The 19,269-nt window shown below is 72.2% G+C and carries 14 protein-coding genes; 11 read left to right on the top strand and 3 right to left on the bottom strand.

All coding sequences use genetic code 11. The features are described 5' to 3' along the window. Positions 1 to 31 precede the first annotated feature (31 nt). The 10 genes from LG278_RS00765 to LG278_RS00720 all read left to right on the top strand — a co-directional run bounded on the left by LG278_RS00765 (position 32) and on the right by LG278_RS00720 (position 15,278). Positions 32 to 1,024: an AAA family ATPase gene (locus LG278_RS00765; protein ID WP_404389958.1), complete on the top strand. Its 993-nt coding sequence runs from the start codon at positions 32 to 34 to the stop codon at positions 1,022 to 1,024. A gap of 47 nt (positions 1,025 to 1,071) precedes the next feature. Beyond that, positions 1,072 to 2,508 (top strand): DUF58 domain-containing protein, encoded by a 1,437-nt coding sequence (locus tag LG278_RS00760; protein WP_404389956.1) that lies wholly within the window; start codon positions 1,072 to 1,074, stop codon positions 2,506 to 2,508. Then, positions 2,505 to 5,228: a transglutaminaseTgpA domain-containing protein gene (locus LG278_RS00755; protein ID WP_404389954.1), complete on the top strand. Its 2,724-nt coding sequence runs from the start codon at positions 2,505 to 2,507 to the stop codon at positions 5,226 to 5,228. Before LG278_RS00760 ends, LG278_RS00755 begins: the two co-directional genes overlap by 4 nt. Beyond that, complete coding sequence (locus LG278_RS00750; protein ID WP_404389952.1) at positions 5,225 to 9,685, top strand: FtsK/SpoIIIE domain-containing protein; 4,461 nt, start codon at positions 5,225 to 5,227, stop codon at positions 9,683 to 9,685. Before LG278_RS00755 ends, LG278_RS00750 begins: the two co-directional genes overlap by 4 nt. A 382-nt stretch (positions 9,686 to 10,067) precedes the next feature. Then, positions 10,068 to 10,343, top strand: coding sequence for a WXG100 family type VII secretion target (locus LG278_RS00745; RefSeq protein ID WP_404389950.1), 276 nt, complete (start codon positions 10,068 to 10,070; stop codon positions 10,341 to 10,343). Positions 10,344 to 10,389: 46 nt separating this feature from the next. Then, the gene (locus LG278_RS00740) at positions 10,390 to 10,665 is read left to right on the top strand and encodes a WXG100 family type VII secretion target (protein WP_404389948.1); all 276 of its coding nucleotides are present in this window, start codon (positions 10,390 to 10,392) and stop codon (positions 10,663 to 10,665) included. A gap of 581 nt (positions 10,666 to 11,246) precedes the next feature. Further along, entirely contained in the window at positions 11,247 to 12,584 is a 1,338-nt protein-coding gene (locus tag LG278_RS00735; RefSeq protein ID WP_404393493.1) for a DUF6421 family protein, read from the top strand. Beyond that, on the top strand, positions 12,581 to 13,324 hold the full coding sequence (locus LG278_RS00730; protein WP_404389946.1) for an SDR family NAD(P)-dependent oxidoreductase: 744 nt from the start codon (positions 12,581 to 12,583) through the stop codon (positions 13,322 to 13,324). The genes LG278_RS00735 and LG278_RS00730 overlap by 4 nt, the downstream gene beginning before the upstream one ends. Positions 13,325 to 13,465: 141 nt before the next feature. Beyond that, on the top strand, positions 13,466 to 14,530 hold the full coding sequence (locus tag LG278_RS00725) for a threonine aldolase family protein (protein ID WP_404389944.1): 1,065 nt from the start codon (positions 13,466 to 13,468) through the stop codon (positions 14,528 to 14,530). Positions 14,531 to 14,621: 91 nt separating this feature from the next. Next, positions 14,622 to 15,278: a class I SAM-dependent methyltransferase gene (locus LG278_RS00720; RefSeq protein WP_404389942.1), complete on the top strand. Its 657-nt coding sequence runs from the start codon at positions 14,622 to 14,624 to the stop codon at positions 15,276 to 15,278. A 64-nt stretch (positions 15,279 to 15,342) separates the two neighbouring features. Here LG278_RS00720 and LG278_RS00715 read toward each other — a convergent pair whose 3' ends face one another. Together LG278_RS00715 and LG278_RS00710 are read right to left on the bottom strand one after the other, a co-directional pair. Further along, positions 15,343 to 15,981 (bottom strand): peroxiredoxin, encoded by a 639-nt coding sequence (locus LG278_RS00715; protein ID WP_404389940.1) that lies wholly within the window; start codon positions 15,979 to 15,981, stop codon positions 15,343 to 15,345. 123 nt (positions 15,982 to 16,104) lie between these two features. Continuing rightward, positions 16,105 to 16,911 carry an endonuclease/exonuclease/phosphatase family protein gene (locus LG278_RS00710; protein WP_404389938.1) on the bottom strand — a complete coding sequence of 269 codons (807 nt, stop codon included), beginning with the start codon at positions 16,909 to 16,911 and terminating at the stop codon, positions 16,105 to 16,107. A 103-nt stretch (positions 16,912 to 17,014) separates the two neighbouring features. Here LG278_RS00710 and LG278_RS00705 point away from each other — a divergent pair, with 103 nt between their 5' ends. Then, a complete protein-coding gene (locus LG278_RS00705) occupies positions 17,015 to 17,989 on the top strand; it encodes a DUF4190 domain-containing protein (protein ID WP_404393491.1) in 975 nt (324 codons plus the stop codon). Positions 17,990 to 18,174: 185 nt separating this feature from the next. Here the strand turns inward: LG278_RS00705 and LG278_RS00700 are convergent, their stop codons facing one another. Continuing rightward, a complete protein-coding gene (locus tag LG278_RS00700; protein ID WP_404389936.1) occupies positions 18,175 to 19,266 on the bottom strand; it encodes an inositol-3-phosphate synthase in 1,092 nt (363 codons plus the stop codon). Between the last annotated feature and the right edge of the window lie 3 nt (positions 19,267 to 19,269).

Raw genomic sequence — 19,269 nt, 5'->3', positions numbered from 1 at the left:
TTGTGAAACACCCGACAGGAGAACGACACCCATGACGGCCACCCCCGCCACGAGCCAGATCACGCAGGAGCAGGTGACCTGGTTCGCCCACACCTTCGACCAGCTCGTCGGCAACATCGAGAAGGCCGTGCTCGGCAAGCAGCACGTGACCAGGCTCGCGCTGACCTGCCTGCTGTCTGAGGGGCACATGCTCCTCGAGGACTTCCCCGGCACCGGCAAGACGCAGCTGGCCCGCGCCCTCTCCGCCACGGTGCAGGGCACGCACAGCCGCATCCAGTTCACGCCCGACCTGCTGCCGAGCGACGTGACCGGCGTCACGATCTACGAGCCGACGAAGCAGACCTTCGAGTTCCACCCCGGCCCGATCTTCGCGACCATCGTGCTCGCCGACGAGATCAACCGCGCCTCGCCCAAGACGCAGTCGGCGCTGCTCGAGGTGATGGAGGAGGGCCGCGTCACCATCGACGGCAAGCCGCACTCCGTCGGCGAGCCCTTCATGGTCATCGCGACGCAGAACCCCATCGAGCAGGCCGGCACCTACCGCCTGCCCGAGGCGCAGCTCGACCGCTTCCTCATGAAGGCGAGCGTCGGCTACCCCGACCACGAGGCGACGATCGCCGTGCTCGCCGACGCCAAGACCCGCGACCGCGCCAAGACGCTCAGCCCGCTCATCGCGAGCAACGTCATCGTCGAGATGAGCAAGCTCGCCGACGAGGTGCACGTCGACCCGGCGATCCTCGGCTACGTCAGCCGCATCGCCGAGGAGTCGCGGCGCCACCCCTCGCTCAAGCTCGGCCTCTCGGTGCGCGGCTGCCTCGCCTACGTGCGCTGCGCGAAGACGTGGGCCGCGAGCCAGGGCCGCACGTACGTCGTGCCCGACGACATCAAGCTGCTGGCCGAGCCGGTGCTCTCGCACCGGTTGCTGCTCAACGCGGAGGCCCAGTTCGCCGGGACCACCGTGCTGCAGGCCATCGACCAGATCCTCGGCGACATCGCCCCCCCGGCCGAGCGCGCCTCCGCCTGAGGCGGATCCGCACACCCACAGCACCACGCACGTGTGAAGGACAGCGAATGACGCTGCAGCAGGAGCAGACCCCCGCGCCGACGCCGCGGTCGTCGGCGACCCCGACGTCCGCCGGCGGAGCGGGCTCCACCGGCCCGCGCGCGGTCGTCGCCGACCTCGCGTCGTCGACGAGCCGCGGCATCCGTCAGGTGACCCAGCCGCTGACCCGCTCGATCGGCCACGTCGCGCAGGCGTCCGAGGGAGTGTGGCGCCCGGTCGCCGGGGTGGTGCGCTGGATCTCGCCGCTCGGCTGGACGATCCTCGCGCTCGGGGTCGTCTGCTGGGCCGTCGGTGCACGGTGGGGGTGGACCGAGCTGCTCATGGTCGCCGCGGCAGCCCTCGTGCTCGTCGCCATCTGCTTCGTCCTCGCCGTCGGGCGCACGCGGGTCAGCATCCTCGCCGAGGTCGACCCGCGACGGGTCGTCGTCGGCGAGCCCGCCACCGGTCGCATCGTCGTCACCAACGAGGCGCGCACCCCGATGCTGCCGATCCTCGTCGAGCTGCCCGTCGGGCTCTCGGCCGCGCGCTTCGTGCTGCCGCCGCTCACCCCGGGCGACGCGCACGAGGAGCTCTTCGTCGTGCCGACCTCGCGCCGCGGCGTCATCCAGGTCGGACCCGCGACGACGGTGCAGGGCGACCCGCTCGGCCTCATGCGCCGCACCCTGACGTGGACCGAGCGCACGGAGCTCTTCGTCCACCCGCGCACCGTCGCGCTCGAGTCGCTCGGCGCGGGGCTGCTGCGCGACCTCGAGGGCAGCACCACCGAGGACGTCTCGATGAGCGACCTCGCCTTCCACGCACTGCGGGAGTACCAGCCGGGTGACGACCGTCGCTACATCCACTGGCGCAGCTCCGCCAAGGCGGGCAAGCTGCTCGTGCGCCAGTTCCTCGACACCCGCCGGTCGCACGTGACGGTCATCGTCGACCCCGACCCGGAGCAGTACCGCTCCGGCCGCGGCAAGACCGGCCGCACCGACCACGAGGCCCCGCGCGACGTGCTGTCGGCCAACGCCCCGACCGCAATCGAGGCCGATGTCGAGACCGCCATCTCGGTGGGCAGCTCGATCATGGTCCGCGTGCTGCTCGACGAGCAGGACGCCACCCTCGTGTGCCGTGACCAGAAGGTCAGCAAGACCGGCCCCCAGGTCGCCCTCGACGCGATGGCTCGCGTCGTGCCCGGGCCCGTCGACCTGCTGACGACCTCGCTCGACGCCGTCGATCTCGCCCCCGACACGAGCACCGTCTTCCTCGTCACGGGTCCGCACCGCCCGCTGCTCGACCTGCAGCGGGCCGCCGGCCAGTTCGCCCCCGAGGTGAGCAAGGTCGTCATCGTCGTCGACCCCGGCGCGGAGCACGGCATCCGCCACGGCGGCGGTCTCACGATCCTCACCGTCGGGCGGCTCGAGCAGCTGCGCACCCTCCTCGTCGCGGGGGTGGCCCGATGACGTCACCGACGAGCTCGCCCGGCTCGATCCCCGCCCCGCCGCCCTCGGTGTTCGACACGCCGCCGACCTTCCGCGAGCGAGCGCTCACCCAGCTCGCTCGCCTGCGCCCCACCACCACTCAGCTCGTCGACGCCGGTTTCACCGTCGCGCTCGTCGCGCTGGCGCTGGTCGGCTTCCGCACGACCTTCTTCGGGCTCGGCTGGCTCTGGGTCGGGCTCGCGGGCCTGGTCGTCGGCCTGCTCATCAGCCACGTGACCGCGACCTACCGGGCACCCGGGGTGGTGACGCTGGTGGCCGTCGCGGCGGCATACCTGCTGCTCGGCGGGCCCATCGCGGTGCGCGAGGACCTCATCGCCGGCGTGCTGCCGTCGGTCGCGACCTTCGCGACGCTCGTGCACATGGCGGTGCCCGGCTGGAAGGAGCTGCTCACCGCGCTCACGCCCGTCGACTCCGAGGGCCCCTACATGGCGCTCGCCTTCCTCTTCGGGCTCGTCGGCTCCGCCGTGACGTATGCCGTCGCCCGCCGGTGGAGCGGATCCGTCGTCGCGCTCATGGCCCCCGTCGCCCTGCTCGTCGCCTCGATCGTGCTCGGCACCCTCACCCCGGCCGCGGTGCTCCTGCAGGGCGCGGTCTTCGCGCTCGCGGCCATCGGGTGGGCGGCGGTGCGCAGCAACCGCAACCGCCCGGCCCTGCAGAACGGCGCCGGGCGCACGACGCGCGCCGTCACGACCGCAGCCCTGCTCGCGGCAGCGACCCTCGGCGGCTTCCTCATCGGCCCGCACCTGCCCGGTGCCGACGACACCCAGCGCACCGTCTTCCGCACCGCGCTGACGCCGCCCATCGACGTCACCCAGTTCGCCAGCCCGCTGGCGGGCTTCCGGCAGTACACCGAGCCCAACCCGGCCAAGCTGTGGGACCGGACGCTGCTGCGCGTCGAGGGCCTGCCGGCCGGGGTGCCCGTGCGCTTCGCGGCCCTCGACTCCTACGACAACCTCGTCTGGGGCGCGGGCAACGCCGCGAGCCGCGGGGAGGGCGACGACGCCGCCTCCGGCTCGAGCTTCCGCAAGGTCGGCAGCCACATCGCGTCGGAGGGCGCCGGCCAGGAGGTCACCGCGACGGTCACGGTCCCGGCCGACGGCTACCGCGACGTCTGGCTGCCGACCTTCGGCACCGTCACCGGCCTCGACTTCGGCGGGCCGCGCGGCGACACGCTCGCCGACGAGCTGCGCTTCAACGTCGACACCGACACGGGCGTGCTGCCGACCCGGCTCGCCGGCGGCGACTCCTACACCGTCACGGCCCGCGTCGCCGCACCCGCCAAGACGCTGCCCAAGGAGCTCGACGTCGACGACGGCCAGGTCGACGTCGACCCCGGCGCCCTCGGCTTCCTCGACGACAAGGTCGGCGCGTGGACCGACCGCGTCGACGGCCAGTGGGAGAAGTTCGCCGCGATGGCCCGCGCCCTGCAGGACGGCGCCTACACCGACGGCGGCGCCCCGGGCGACTACCAGAACACCTTCCTCCCGGGCCACGGCCTCGCCCGGCTCCAGCGCTTCATGAAGTCGACCCAGCTCGCCGGCAACGACGAGCAGTACGCGTCGGCGCTCGCCCTCGCCGCCAACCGCCTCGGCATCCCGACCCGCGTCGTCGTCGGCGCCATGCCGGCGCAGGACGGCACGGTCAAGGGCAAGGACGTGCACGCGTGGGTCGAGGTGCGCACGTCCGACGGCGCCTGGCAGCCGGTGCTCCAGACGGCCTTCCTGCCCGACCGCAACAAGAAGCCGCAGCAGCTGCTCACGAAGTCGGAGGAGAAGAAGACCGGCGCCCAGGTGCCCCCGCCCGCGGCCAACAACCCGCCGAGCGTGCTCCAGGGCCCCGACCAGGCGCAGAACGCGACCCAGCTGAAGAACCCGCCCAAGGACGACCAGAACCCGCTCGACCCGAGCACCTGGCCCGACTGGCTGCGCTACCTGCTCTTCTTCGTCGTGCTCCCGCTCCTCGTGCTGCTGCTCGTCTACGGGTCGATCCGCTTCGCCAAGTGGCTGCGCCGGCGTCGCCGGCGCTCGCGCGGCGCCACGGCGAGCCAGGTCACCGGCGGGTGGCGTGAGCTCGTCGACACCGCGCGCGACCTGCGGATGCCCTTGCCCGTCAAGGGGACCCGGCTCGAGCAGGCCCGTGCCCTCGAGGAGCACGTCTTCGGTCCACCGCCCGTGAAGCCGAGCCCCGTCGTCGACGGCGCCCTCATGGGCGCCCCCGTCCCGTCGAGTGCCCACTTTCCCCCCAGTTCTGAGCCCACGCCACTGTCCCTGGTCGAGGGGAAAGTGGGCACTCGACCGGCACGTGAGCTCGGGCTCGTGCCCCTCGCGGCGTCGGCCAACGGCCACGTCTTCGACCTCGACGAGCCGACCCCCGACGAGGTCGAGGCCTTCTGGGCCGACGTCGAGACCGCTCGCCGGCGCATCCGCGGCGAGCAGGGCTTCTGGCAGAAGGTGCGAGGCGACGTGTCGCTGCGCACCTTCCGCGACCACCTGCCCGACGGGGCCGGCCTCGCTCCGGCGCTGCGGCGCACGTCGCGCAGCCAGGGGTCGTCGCGCAGCCAGGGGTCGTCGCGCAGCCAAGGGTCGGCCACGCCACGGCGGGGCAAGGACACCAAGGCCGGCATCGGCACGACCGCCCCCACCGCCCAGAGGCGTCGACGTGGGCAGAAGGGTGAGCCGTGAAGCTCAAGTTCGTCCTCAGGTCCGGGGACCGCGAGACCGACCTCGTCGCGACCACCGACTCGGCCACGACGGTCGGTGACCTCGCCGCCCATCTCGCCGCGTCCGACCCGCACCGGTCGAGCGCACTCGGCCGTGGGGGAGCGGATGCGTCGATGACGCTGGCCCTCGTCGACCAGGACCTGCGCGCCCTCGACCCGCGGGCCACCGTCGCCGAGAGCGGCCTGCAGTCCGGCATGCGCGTCACCGTCAGCCGGGCCGGGGAGGGCTTCGTCGACCGCGGCCGCCCCGCGGCCGTGGCCGTGATCCGGTCGGGCCCCGACGCCGGCCAGCAGGTCCCGCTCGCCCGCGGCACGGCATACATCGGCCGTGGACGCGGCTGCGAGGTGCAGCTGCACGACGAGTCGGTCTCGCGGCGCCACGCCAAGCTCGTCATCTCCGAGGTCGTCGAGGTCGTCGACCTCGGGTCGGCCAACGGCATCACCGCGGGGGGGCAGCAGGTCACCCGGGCCCACCTCAAGAGCGGCGACGTCGTGCGCCTCGGCGACACCGAGCTCGAGGTGCACCTGCAGGGCGACGGCGTCCTCACCCGTCCCGGTAGCGGCGTGCTGTCCGGCGACGCCGGCGTCGTGGCGTTCTCGCGGTCCCCGCGCGTGGCACCGCTCTATGCGGGCCAGGAGTTCCAGGTGCCCGACCTGCCCGAGCGTGGCCGTCCGACGCCGATGCCGCTCGTCGCGATGGTCGTGCCGCTGCTCATGGGTGCCGTGCTCTTCGCGATCACCAGGAGCCCCTTCTCGATCATCTTCATGCTGATGATGCCGGTCATGATGGCGGGCACCTACTGGGAGGCGCGCCGCCAGCAGAAGAAGGACTTCGTCCAGGCGATGGAGGACTTCCGCGAGGATCTTGCGATCCTCTCCGCTCGCATCCGCGGCGCGCTCGACCGCGAAGGCGACGTGCGCCGCGGCGAGCACCCGAGCGGTGAGCAGTGCCTGACCGCCGTGCGCGACCGCAGTGCGCTGCTGTGGACCCGACGCCGCGACGTGCCGGGCTACGGCGAGCTGCGGCTCGGGCTGGGCACCCGCCCGTCGCGCTCGTCGATCCGCATGCCCATGGTCGGGCGCTCCAAGGCCGAGGCGTGGATCGAGGTCTCGGAGCAGCTGCACGGCCTCGAGGTCGTGCCCGACGTGCCGGTCGTCGCGACGCCGCTCGCCGACGGTGCGGTCGGCGTCTGCGGACCCCGCGGGGGAGCCCTCGGTGCCGCCCGCTCGCTGATCACCCAGGCGACCGCGCTGCACTCGCCCGCCGAGCTCGTCGTCTGCTCCTTCGCCTCGGGCTCGTCGGCCGCGGACTGGGACTTCCTCAAGTGGCTGCCGCACACCACCTCGCCGCACAGCCCGATCGAGGTCGGGCACCTCGCGGCCAGCGCACCGGCGTGCTCGGCGCTCGCCGACGCCCTCGAAGACCTCGTCGCCGCCAAGGGCGGCGCGGGTGGGTCCGGGGGGTCCGGTGGGTCTGGTGGCGCGGCCTCGCCGAGCGCCCCGGGGTCGGCGGTCGCCGACCGTCCCACCGTGCTCGTGCTCGTCGAGAGCGACGCGCCGATCGACCGCAGCCGCCTCGTCGCCATCGCCGAGCGCGGCCACCGCCACGGGGTCGTCGTCGTGTGGGTCGCCGACACCCAGACCCTCCTGCCCGCGGCGTGCCACACCTTCCTCGTCGTCGGCGACGACCTCAGCTCCCTCGCGGGCTACGTCCAGGTGGGCGAGCAGGTGCAGCCCGTTGCCGTCGACCATGTGAGCGCCCCCGAGGCGATGGCCGCGGCCCGGCAGCTCGCTCCCGTCGTCGACGCCGGGGTTCCGGTCGACGACGCGAGCGACCTGCCCCGCGCCGTCTCGTTGCTGACGCTGACCGGCACCGACCTCGCGAGCTCCGAGGAGGCGGTCGTCGAGAAGTGGGTCGAGTCGCGCTCGGTCCTCACCGGTCCGTATGCGCCGGCGGTGCTGCCCCGCAAGCCCGGCAACCTGCGCGCGGTCGTCGGCCAGTCGAGCCAGGGCACGTTCTCGGTCGACATCCGCAGCGACGGCCCGCACGCCCTCGTCGGCGGCACGACGGGCGCCGGCAAGTCCGAGCTGCTCCAGGCCTGGATCCTCGGCATGGCGGCGGCGCACTCGCCGCAGCGCGTCACCTTCCTGCTCGTCGACTACAAGGGTGGCTCGGCCTTCCGCGACTGCGTCAAGCTGCCGCACACGGTCGGCCTCGTGACCGACCTCTCGCCGCACCTCGTGCGCCGCGCCCTCGCGTCACTCGCCGCCGAGCTGCACCACCGCGAGCACCTGCTTGCCCGCCACAAGGCCAAGGACCTCGTCGAGCTCGAGCGCCGGGGCGAGGTCGATGCCCCGCCGTCGCTCATCATCGTCGTCGACGAGTTCGCCGCGCTGGTGCAGGAGGTGCCGGAGTTCGTCGACGGAGTCGTCAACGTCGCCCAGCGCGGGCGCTCGCTCGGGCTGCACCTCATCCTCGCGACGCAACGGCCTGCGGGCGTCATCAAGGACAACCTGCGCGCCAACACCAACCTGCGCATGGCGCTGCGGATGGCCGACGAGAACGACTCCGACGACGTGCTCGGCTCCAAGGAGGCGGCCTTCTTCGACCCCGCCCTGCCGGGTCGCGCGGTCTCCAAGACGGGCCCGGGCCGGCTCGTCCCCTTCCAGACGGGGTATGCCGGTGGGTGGACCTCCGACGTGCCACCGCCTCCCGACATGAAGGTCGAGACGCTGACCTTCGGGTCCGGCATCGAGTGGGAGCCCGCCCGTGACGACGGCGCCGAGGGGGACGACACGGCCGACCTCGGCCCGACCGACATCCAGCGACTCGTCGCCACCCTGGGCCGGGCGGCCAAGGTCGCCCAGCTGCCCAAGCCGCGCAAGCCGTGGCTGCCCGACATGCGACCCGTCTACGACCTCGCCACGCTGCCGACGCAGCGGCGCGACGACGAGCTCGTCTTCGGCGTTGCCGACGACCCCGACCGCCAGGCCCAGCCCGAGATCGCCTTCCGCCCCGACAAGGAGGGCAACATGGCGGTCTACGGCACGTCGGGGTCCGGCAAGTCGGTCTTCCTGCGCACCATCGCGGTGGCCGCCGGCTACACCGTGCGCGGCGGCCCGTGCCAGGTCTACGGTCTCGACTTCGGCAACCGGGGCCTGTCGATGCTCGAGGCCCTGCCGCACGTCGGCTCCATCGTGCCGGGCGGTGACCACGAGCGGGTGACCCGGTTGCTGCGCCGGTTGCGGGCCACGATCGACGAGCGGGCCTCGCGCTACTCGTCGGTCAGCGCGTCGACCATCACCGACTACCGGCGCATCGCGGGCCGGCCGGAGGAGCCGCGCGTCATCGTGCTCATCGACGGCATGACGGCCTTCCGTCAGGCCTACGAGGTCGGTGGCCGCTTCCAGTGGCTCGACCTGCTCGCGGGTCTGGCGGCCGACGGGCGGCCCGTCGGCGTGCACTTCATCATCGCCTCCGACCAGCGCACCGGCCTGCCGACCAACCTCGCTGCGGCGGTGCAGGGCCGGCTCATCCTGCGCATGAGCAGCTCCGACGACTACTCCGTCTTCGGGGTGCCCGGCGACGTCCTGACGATGGCCTCCCCTCCCGGACGCGGCCTGATGGCCGGGCAGGAGGTGCAGGTCGCGGTGCTCGGCGGGTCGACCGACGTCACCGTGCAGGCGGCAGCGGTCGTGGCCTTCGCCGACGCCACGCGCAAGGCCGGTGTCCCCGAGGCCCCGCCCATCGAGAGCCTCGCCGAGGTCATCCCGCTCGGCGACCTCCCCTCCGAGTCGGGCGGGCGACCGGTCATCGGTGTCGCCTCGTCGTCGCTCGAGCCGCACGGCTTCGACCCCAAGGGCACCTTCATCATCACCGGGCCCTCGGGCTCCGGTCGCACGACGGCGCTCGCGGCGACGGCGGCCGCCCTCCACCGCTTCAGCTCGGCCTCCGAGCTGCACCTCATGACGCCGCGGCGGCAGTCCGAGCTGCTCGACCTCGGGGTGTGGGCCGAGACGGCCGTCGGCGGCGAGGCGGCCACGGCGCTGGCCACGCGGCTCGCGTCCGATATCGAGGCGGGGCGCATCACCCGGCCCGTCGCGGTCTTCGTCGAGCGCGTGGACGACCTCGCCCCGGCCGGCGTCGAGAGCGCGCTGACCGCGCTCGTCAAGGCCTGCGTCGACAACGACCAGCTCGTCGTGGCCGAGGGGGAGTCGGGCTTCTTCACGACCAACTACGGCCTGCAGTCGCTGCTCAAGACGTCGCGCTCGGGCCTGGCCCTGCACCCCGACGGCAACGAGGGACTCTCGGTCTTCAAGGCCAACCTGCCCGCCCTCAACCGGGCCGAGCTGCCGCCGGGCCGCGGCTTCGTCATCGAGAAGGGCAAGTTCGAGCTGATCCAGATCGCCCTCCCCTGAAGTCGAGTGGCCACAATCTGCCGCCCCGTCCACGTCGAGTGGCCAGAGTGTGCCGCCCGTGCGAGTCGAGTGGCCACAATCTGCCGCCCGTGCGAGTCGAGTGGCCACACGTGGTCAGCGACCAAAACTGGCCACTCGACGTGGGGGAGGCGACCAGGGGTGGCCACTCGACGTGGGGGAGGCGACCAGGGGTGGCCTCTCGACGTGAGGGAGGCGACCAGGGGTGGCCTCTCGACGTGGGCATGGGGAGTGCTCCCCATCGACACCCCTGCGGGGGTCGCCTACGGTCGTCACTGTTGCACCAGGGGACGGCCACCGCGGCTGGTCCGAGACCATCCGGCACCAGTCGGGCACGCACGAAGACGCACGAGAAGGAGAAGTCATGGCTTGGCTCGGTATGAACGACGATGAGGTCAACGCCCAGGGGAACGTCCTGCAGCAGCAGGCCGAGGCGATCCAGAAGCTCATCACGCAGGTCGACCAGGAGGTCGAGTCGCTCAAGCAGAACTGGCAGGGTGACGACTCCAGGCAGTTCGAGCAGGAGTGGACCGGGACCCACCGTCCGGAGCTCCAGAAGGCCCAGAAGCTGCTCACCGAGATGAAGACGACGATCGACCACGAGGTCCAGCAGCAGCGCGAGACCTCCTCGCAGTACTGATCGCTCTCACCACCATCACGACCGCAGACTTCTGAAGGGAACCACCATGGCTGTGTACAAGAAGGGCATGAACGCCGAAGCGGTGTCGGCCTCCGGAGACAAGCTCGTCGGCTACAAGGGCGAGCTCGACGGCATCGTCGAGGCCGTCAACAGCGCCGTCTCGCAGATCAAGAGCAACTGGGGCGGCACCGACGCCGAGCGCTTCCAGAGCGACTGGCACGGCCAGCGCCAGGTCGTCTCCGCCGCCGGCGACAAGCTCGACGCGATGGGCAAGAAGTGCAAGACCAACGCCGAGCTGCAGAAGTCGGCCTCGGCCACGTGACACACCTCCCGGCCTGACCGTCGGGAGCAGCGCGAGGGTGGTCGCCCCCTGGGGGCGACCACCCTTTCTGCGTCCCATCGGCAGCCAGACGCAACGAATTGGCGTCCAACCACCATTGGCCCGTAGATTCTTCTGTGGGAGTGCATTCGCACGCCTGATATTCCTGACAGGAGGACGACGTGATGGGCATCTTCCCGACCGTCTCGGTCCGCTCGACCACCCCCAGCCTGGCCGAGGCGCTCGCGCACCGCGGTTGCGTCGTGCTCGACGTGCCCCAGGATGTCGACGTGGTCGTCGACCTCCGGGGCGCCGTCACGCCCTCACCGGAGGCCCGCGACCGCGGTGGCGAGCTGGGGAGTGAGCCCGCGAGCGAGATCGACCCGGCGGAGGACCTCTACGCGCGCGTCGACCGCTCGCTCCTGACCCCCGCCGAGGGTGTCGTTGTCACCGGCCGGCACACGGGTCGCTCCGTGGCGCTGCCCTTTGCCCCGGCGGACGGCGACCCGGCGGCGCGCAGCTTCGCCGAGCTCGTGCACAACGCCGTCTGCCACGTCGCCGCCCGCCCCACCCGTCGCCAGGCCGTGACGGTGCACCCGCTCGTGCAGACCCCGGCGTGGACCGACCTCAAGGCTGCCGTCACCAGCCTGCGCGACCTCCAGGCCGTCGACGGGTCGGTGCCCGAGACGGCCGACCACGCGAGTGCCGCCGCTCACGTCGGCCGCATCGTCGCCGGCATCGAGGCCTTGGCCCCCTCGCTGCCGCACGACGCCGACTACCTCGAGGCGCTCGTCAAGGACTTCGGCCGCTGGGCCGACGGCGGCTTCGAGGTCCCCGACTTCTACGACTCCATCGTCGCCTTCGCGCCGGCGCAGCACCGCGTCGACGGCCTGCCGCACCTCGTCGTCTTCCCGATGTACACCCAGAACGGCAACCCCGGCCGCCAGGTCGAGGCCGTGCTCCTCGAGGTGATCTGGCCCGACTTCGTCGCCGACCTCGAGGCGGGCCACTACTCCAACAAGCTCTTCCTGCCGATCCGCTTCCTCGACTTCACGGCGGGCTACGACACCAACTCGGCCGTGCTCTTCCCCGAGACCGTCGCGATGCGCGAGGTGCCGGCCTTCACGTGGGGCGGCATCTTCGCCGACCGCGAGGCGGCCCGCTTCCGCCGCGTCGTCACCGAGGCGGCCGCGGTCACGCGCCTCTCGCTCCCGCCAGACGCCGCCCGCCTCATCGCCGACCAAGAGCTCGCCGAGCGCGCCTTCGTCATGTGGGACCTCATCCACGACCGCACCCACATGCACGGCGACCTGCCCTTCGACCCGTTCATGATCAAGCAGCGCATGCCCTACTTCCTCTACTCCCTCGAGGAGCTGCGCTGCGACCTCACGGCCTTCCGCGAGGCGGTCGCGCTCGAGGCCGACGGCCACCCCTACGCTCGGTCGGTGCAGTATGCCGTCCTGTTCGACCGCATCTTCCGCTTCGCGATCACGGGTGACCGCACCCGCAACTACGACGGGCTCGGCGGGCAGCTGCTCTTCGCGTGGCTGCACCAGCGTGGCGTCCTGCACTGGACCGACAACCGGCTCTCGATCGACTGGGCCGACGTGGCCGAGCCGGTGCTCGAGCTGGGTCGGGCGGTCGAGGAGCTCTACTGGCGCTCGATCGACCGGCCCAAGACGGCGCACTGGCTCGCCGCCTACGCGCTCATCGCGTCGGTGCTGACGCCGCACCCGCTCTCGGCCTGGGCCCGGCACCTCGCCGGCGACCTCAGCGCCCTGCCGCTCGACGGCCCGCCCAAGGGCCTCACCGACGCGGTGCTGCCCGACGAGTTCCCGCTCTCGATGTTCTACGAAGCCCTCGCCAAGAAGATGAAGGGCGTCATCGAGTCGACCGCCGGCATCACGGCCGCGTCCGCATGAGCACGTATGCCGTCCGGCCGGGTCAGCGCGTCGTCGTCGTGACCGGCGCGACCGGAGCTACCGGACGCGCCACGTGCGCCGCGCTGCTCGCCCGCGGCGAGCGGGTCGTCGCTGTCGGACGCGACCCCGAGTCGCTGCGTGAGCTCTCGGACGCGCTCACGGCCGGACTCGACGACCGAGACGGCGACCGAGACGGCGACATGGCCGCCCGGCTCGACACGCGGGTCTGCGACCTGATCGACGGCGAGGCGGTGCGCTCGCTCGCCGAGGAGGTCGTGACGGCATACGGGCGCGTCGACGGTCTCTTCCACCTCGTCGGTGGCTGGCGCGGGGGCACGAGCTTCACGGCGTCAACCGACGACGACTGGCGCTGGCTCTCGGGCAACCTCGTCGACACGCTGCGCCACACGACGCTCGCCCTGCACGACGCGCTGCTCGCGTCGGGTCGTGGCCGGGTCGCCATCGTCAGTGCGGAGGCGGCTGCGAAGCCGACCGCCGGCAACGCCGCCTACGCGAGCGCCAAGGCGGCGGCGGAGACGTGGGTCACCGCCCTGGCCGACTCGTTCGGCGCCGAGGATGCGACCCCGGGCTCCGCAGCCGTGATCGGTGTGGTGAAGTGGATCGGCGAGGGGCGCACGGCGACCGCGCCGGCCGAGGTGGCCGACTGGCTCGTCGGGCTGCTCGACGCCGACGCCGAGGGCCTCAACGGCTCACGGGTCGACCTTGCCGCCCGCCCCTGACCGACCCTGACAGACCCCAACACGCCCCATCCCCCACACCCCATCCCCCACACCCCATCCCCAATCGAGAGAGCGATCCGCGCGCCGCGACGCCGTGGCCGGACCGCCTGACAGCCAGACGACCGACCGAGTGAGGACACCGTGAGCACGCTGCACGACCCGACGTGGCGCGGCTTCGCGTCCGACAACTACGCGGGCCTGCACCCCGAGGTGCTCACTGCCCTCGCCGAGGCCAACGGCGGCCACGACATCGCCTATGGCGAGGACGCCTACACCGCGCAGCTGCAGGAGGTCGTCGCCGGCCACGTGGGTGCCGGCGCGGTGACGTGGCCGGTCTTCAACGGCACCGGCGCCAACGTCGTCGCGCTTCAGGCGCTGCTCCCCCGGTGGGGGGCCGTCGTCTGCGCCGAGACCGCGCACATCCACACCGACGAGGGCGGTGCGCCGGAGCGGATGGGCAGCATCAAGCTGCTCACCGTGCCGACGCCCGACGGCAAGCTCACGCCCGAGCTCATCGACCGGCAGGCCTGGGGCTTCGGCGACGAGCACCGCGCCCAGCCGCTCGTCGTGTCGATCACGCAGACGACCGAGCTCGGCACCTGCTACACCCCCGACGAGGTGCGCGCGATCAGCGACCACGCCCACGCGCTCGGCATGCGCGTCCACCTCGACGGCGCTCGCATCTCCAACGCCGCCGCGACGCTCGGCACCGACCTGTCCGCCTTCACCGGCGATGCCGGCGTCGACGTGCTGAGCCTCGGCGGCACGAAGAACGGGGCGCTCGCGGCCGAGGCCGTGGTCGTCGTGAATCCCGAGCTGGCCGCCGACCCTTCGCTCGGCTTGGTGCACCTGCGCAAGCTGTCGATGCAGCTCGCCTCCAAGATGCGCTTCGTGTCGGCGCAGCTGCTCGCGCTCTACGGGAGCGACCTGTGGCTGCGCTCGGCCGGGCACGCCAACGCGATGGCGGCCCGTCTCGCCGCGGCCGTCAACGGTGTCGACGGGGTGCGCATCACCCAGGCCGTGCAGGCCAACGCCGTCTTCGCCGTGATCGACCGAGGCGTCGCCGAGGCGCTGCGCGAGAGCTTCCGTTTCTACGACTGGAACCCCGCCACCGGCGAGGTGCGCTGGATGTGCGCGTGGGACACGACGGAGGCCGACGTCGACGCCTTCGCCGCCGAGCTGCGCCGCCGCCTCGCCGCTGCCTGACCAAGTCGAGAGGCCACTTCCTGTCGCTCCCCCCGGGTCGAGAGGCCACTTCCTGCCGCCGTGCCCCTTTCGGCGACGGCATGATGACGCGATGACCGACTACACCGACGTCCGACACGCCTACGACACCGTCGCTGCGGACTACGCCGAGCGGCTCCCCGACACGCGCGCCGAGACGGCGCTCGACCTCGCGATGGTCGACGCTTTCGCGAGCGCGGTGCTGGCGGACGCGACGGAGGCGAGCACAGCACCGGTGCTCGATGCCGGGTGCGGCGCCGGTCGGATGAGCGCCTACCTGGCCGCGCGAGGGGTGGCCGTGCGCGGCGTCGACCTCTCGCCGGGCATGGTTGCGATGGCGCGCCGCGACCACCCCGAGCTCGACTTCGCCGTCGGCTCCCTCGACGACCTGCCTTGCGGCGACAGCGAGTTCGCGGGAGTCATGCTGTGGTACTCCATCATCCACACGCCGCCGCCGGGCCTCGACCGGGTGCTCGCCGAGGCGGTCCGTGTGTTGCGGCCCGGAGGTCACCTGCTGGTCGGCTTCCAGTCCGGCACGGGCACGCGCGACGTCGCCCCGGCATACCGGCGCCTCGGGCACGAGGTGCACCTCGAGCGGCAGCTCTACAGCGCAGACGAGGTCGCCAGCCGGCTGGCGGCGGTCGGCGTGCACGAGGTTGCGCGACTCGTGCGCCGAGCCACCGCCGACGAGCGCGACGACCAGGCGGTCGTGCTCGCCCGCCGCACCTGACGCGTCTGCGGGTCGGCGCGGCGGCATGCGGACGCGCGGGAGCGCCGCACTCGTGGCGCTGGGCTCAGGCCGGAGCGTTGGTGAAGCGCAGGTAGGGCTTGACCTCCTCGACGGCGTCGTCGCCGAAGCGCTCACGCGCGTCCGCGGTCGACACGGTCGGGGCGACGATGACCTTCTGCCCCGTGCGCCAGTCGGCGGGGGTCGAGAAGGGGCCGCTGTCGGTGAGCTGCAGCGCGTCGACGGCGCGCAGGATCTCGTCGAAGTTGCGCCCCACGCTCTTGGGGTAGGTGAGCGACAGGCGCACCTTGTTGGCCGGGTCGATGATGAAGACCGACCGCACGCCCGAGGTGTCGCCCTCGCCCGGGTGGATCATGTCGTAGGCCTCGGACACCTGCCTGGAGTCGTCGGCGATGATCGGGTAGCCGACCGTCGTGCCGCTGACGTCCTCGATGTCGCCCTTCCAGCGCTCGTGGTCCTCGAGCGGGTCGACCGAGACGGCGAGCACCTTGACGCCGCGCTCCGCCCACTCGTCCTCGAGCGCGGCGACGCGGCCGAGCTCGGTCGTGCAGACCGGCGTGAAGTCGGCGGGGTGGCTGAAGAGCACCGCCCAGCTGCCGGCCTTCCAGTCGTGGAAGCTGATCGGGCCCTCCGTCGTGGCGGCCTCGAAGTCGGGGGCGATCTCGCCCAGTCGCGGTGTTGCCATGGCTCGTCCTCTCGCGGTCGGGCGCACGTCGCGCCCCTGCTGCGCCCAGTGTGGACTCACAACCATGCATCGCGTTATGGGTGTCCAAATGTTGTGACGCTGACACTGCAGCTGGCCACGGTGTCAGCGCTGATCTCGACGCTTCTCTCGGCGCCTGGCCCGGAGGGGAGCGACGTCGGCGACGACGGGCAGGTGGTCGGACGGGTGCACCCCACCGGCTGCCACGTCGGTCACGACCCGCGCCGCGATGACCTCGAGGTCGCGGCTCACCAGCACCCAGTCGATGCGCTCCGCCCCCACGACGGGGTCGGCGAAGTCGGTGAAGGTGCCGACGCTGACACCGCCCCGAAGGTGCAGCGCGACGGCGTCGCCGAGCCCGGCTGCGGTGAGCACGGCATACGGCCCCTCCGGGTCGCTGGGGTCGGCCGGGGCGTTGAAGTCGCCCAGGACGATGGCGGGCCCGTGCGGCAGCGACGCCGCGATGAGTCGGGCGCCCTCCGCCCGGGCGCGCGCGCTGACGTGGTCGAGGTGGGTGTCGACGACGGTGTATGCCGCGTCGTCGGCGCGGTCGCGCAGCCTCAGCGTCGTCGCGGTGCGGGGGAAGGCCGACCCCCACGACAGCGTCCCCGCCACGTCGGGCTGCTCGGAGAGCCAGGTGGTGCGGCTCGTGAGCAGCTCGAGGCGGGACGTGTCGTAGAAGACGGCCGTGAACTCGTCGTCGTGCCCACCCCGTCGGCCCTCCCCGACCCACGCATAGCGGTCGGGCAGGCTGGCGGCGAGGTCGTCGAGCATCCGTGCCGAGCCCTCCTGCGTGCCGATGACGTGAGGGGCGAGGTCGGTGAGCACGCGTGCCACCTCGGGCAGGCGGTCGGGCCAGTGCGGTGGCTCGGCCGCGGTGTCGGTGCGCAGGTTCCAGGTGACGACTCGCATGAGGCGATCCTCGCGCGGGGCGACCATTGATGACGATTTGGGCACGGCCCCGGATTCGTCGATGGACCTCCCGCGAGCATGGGATGCTCCCGCGGTGACCGATATGCCCACGTCCGCCCCGACCGAGTCGTCCTCGACGTCGGACCCCACGAGCGCGCCCGACCCCACGAGCGACTGGACGCCGACCGACGACACCCAGGCCATCCACGGGCAGGACACGGTGCCCGTGCCGCACGACCTCCCCGTGTCGCACGACGTGCCGGTGCCGCCCGCTCCGACCCCGCCCGCGACCGCAGGTGCAGGGCCCGCCGGTGCGGACCTCTCGGCTCTGCCGCCGCCGTTCCTGCCGCCGTATGCCGTGGGGCCGGGCGGGCAGGCAGCGCCGGGTCAGCTGGGTGGGCTGAGTGGGCAGGGTCAGCTGCCCGGCACCAACGGTCTGGCCATTGCGGCGCTCTGCTGCGGCCTGGCCGCCGTCGTGCCCGTGGTCGGCGTCGTCGCGATCGTGCTGGGTGTGGTTGCTCTGCACCAGCTGCGCCAGGTGCGTCAGGCGCCTCAGGTGCACGGCTCGGGCCAGCGGGGCCGGGGCATGGCGATCGCGGGCATCGTGCTCGGCACCATCGGCACGCTCGTCTGGGCGGGACTGCTCGCCCTCGGCATCATCAGCGCCGTCAGCGGAACATCGCAGGGCACCTCGTCCAGCGCCACGGCCGCCCCTGGCGGGTCGGCCGGTAAGCCGGAGATCTTCGTCGACGACCTCGAGGCCGGCGACTGCTTCTCGGGGGGCCGCACCGACCAGATCGACCTCGTCAACCCGGTCCCGTGCACCTCCGCGCACGAGAGCCAGGTCGTCACGATCTTCGAGCTGCCCGAGGGGGACTACCCCGGCGAGGACGAGGTCATCGCCGCCGCCGAGGAGGGCTGCGCCGACAAGGCCGATCCGCTGTTGACCGACGCCGCCTTCGGCGACCTCGAGCCGTCCTTCATCTACCCCGACTCCTACACGTGGCGCGGGGATCGCACCGTCCTCTGCCTCGTCGAGGCCCCGACCGGCACGACGACCGGCTCCGCCCTGAAGTAGCCCGCCCCGCACCCCGCCGCCTCGGCAACACACCGAGAAGTCGCCAACTCCACGTGGTGTGCCCCGCGGGGTTGGCAACTACTCGGTGTGTTGCCGCTCGGGGGGTGGACCCCGGGTATGCGTGAGGCCCCCTTCCGCCTGGAAGGGGGCCTCACGGCATACGTCATCGGTCGTGACCGGGAAGGTCAGCGCTCCTCGGTGCCGGCGATGAAGGCCTCGAGCTTGGCGCGGCCGAGGTCGTCGGGACGCTGCTCCGGCGGGGACTTCATCAGGTAGGACGAGGCGGACAGCAGGGCGCCGCCGATGCCGCGGTCCTTGGCGATCTTGGCCGCACGGATGGCGTCGATGATGATGCCGGCCGAGTTGGGCGAGTCCCAGACCTCGAGCTTGTACTCGAGGTTCAGCGGCACGTCACCGAAGGCGCGACCCTCGAGGCGCACGTAGGCCCACTTGCGGTCGTCGAGCCACGCGACGTAGTCGGACGGGCCGATGTGGACGTTCTTGCTGTCGACGAGACCCGCGAGCGGGCCCGTCAGGTTGCTCGTGACGGCCTGCGTCTTGGAGACCTTCTTGGACTCGAGACGCTCGCGCTCGAGCATGTTCTTGAAGTCCATGTTGCCGCCGACATTGAGCTGGTACGTGCGGTCGAGCACGACGCCGCGGTCCTCGAAGAGCTTGGCCATGACGCGGTGCGTGATGGTCGCACCGACCTGGCTCTTGATGTCGTCACCGATGACCGGCACGCCGGCAGCCTCGAACTTCGCGGCCCACTCGGGGTCGGAGGCGATGAAGACCGGCAGGGCGTTGACGAAGGCGACCTTGGCGTCGATGGCGCACTGCGCGTAGAACTTGTCGGCCTGCTCGGAACCCACCGGGAGGTAGGAGACGAGGACGTCGACCTTGCGGTCCTTGAGCACCTGCACGACGTCGACCGGCTCGGCGGCCGACTCGTCGATCGTGAGGCGGTAGTACTTGCCGAGGCCGTCGAGCGTGTGGCCGCGCTGCACCTCGACACCCGTCGTGGGCACGTCGGCGATCTTGATGGTGTTGTTCTCGGAGGCGTTGATGGCCTCGGAGAGGTCCTTGCCCACCTTCTTGTCGTCCACGTCGAACGCGGCGACGAACTCCACGTCGTTGACGTGGTACTCGCCGAACTTGACGTGCATGAGGCCGGGGACGCCGGTGGTGGCGTCAGCGTCCTTGTAGTACTCGACGCCCTGCACGAGCGAGCTCGCGCAGTTGCCGACGCCGACGATGGCGACGCGTACTGATCCCATGGA

Origin of the sequence: Humibacillus xanthopallidus (assembly GCF_044793955.1) — a bacterium.
In the GTDB taxonomy this organism is placed as follows: domain Bacteria; phylum Actinomycetota; class Actinomycetes; order Actinomycetales; family Dermatophilaceae; genus Humibacillus; species Humibacillus xanthopallidus_C.
This window is presented reverse-complemented; position numbering and strand designations above follow the sequence as displayed.

Bases quoted from the DNA above. Each gene is read 5' to 3' on its own strand.
- LG278_RS00705 (WP_404393491.1), top strand. From the start codon at position 17,015: ATGCCCACGTCCGCCCCGACCGAGTCGTCCTCGACGTCGGACCCCACG.
- LG278_RS00730 (WP_404389946.1), top strand. From the start codon at position 12,581: ATGAGCACGTATGCCGTCCGGCCGGGTCAGCGCGTCGTCGTCGTGACC.
- LG278_RS00760 (WP_404389956.1), top strand. From the start codon at position 1,072: ATGACGCTGCAGCAGGAGCAGACCCCCGCGCCGACGCCGCGGTCGTCG.
- LG278_RS00710 (WP_404389938.1), bottom strand. From the start codon at position 16,911: ATGCGAGTCGTCACCTGGAACCTGCGCACCGACACCGCGGCCGAGCCA.
- LG278_RS00745 (WP_404389950.1), top strand. From the start codon at position 10,068: ATGGCTTGGCTCGGTATGAACGACGATGAGGTCAACGCCCAGGGGAAC.
- LG278_RS00700 (WP_404389936.1), bottom strand. From the start codon at position 19,266: ATGGGATCAGTACGCGTCGCCATCGTCGGCGTCGGCAACTGCGCGAGC.
- LG278_RS00715 (WP_404389940.1), bottom strand. From the start codon at position 15,981: ATGGCAACACCGCGACTGGGCGAGATCGCCCCCGACTTCGAGGCCGCC.
- LG278_RS00765 (WP_404389958.1), top strand. From the start codon at position 32: ATGACGGCCACCCCCGCCACGAGCCAGATCACGCAGGAGCAGGTGACC.
- LG278_RS00740 (WP_404389948.1), top strand. From the start codon at position 10,390: ATGGCTGTGTACAAGAAGGGCATGAACGCCGAAGCGGTGTCGGCCTCC.
- LG278_RS00720 (WP_404389942.1), top strand. From the start codon at position 14,622: ATGACCGACTACACCGACGTCCGACACGCCTACGACACCGTCGCTGCG.
- LG278_RS00755 (WP_404389954.1), top strand. From the start codon at position 2,505: ATGACGTCACCGACGAGCTCGCCCGGCTCGATCCCCGCCCCGCCGCCC.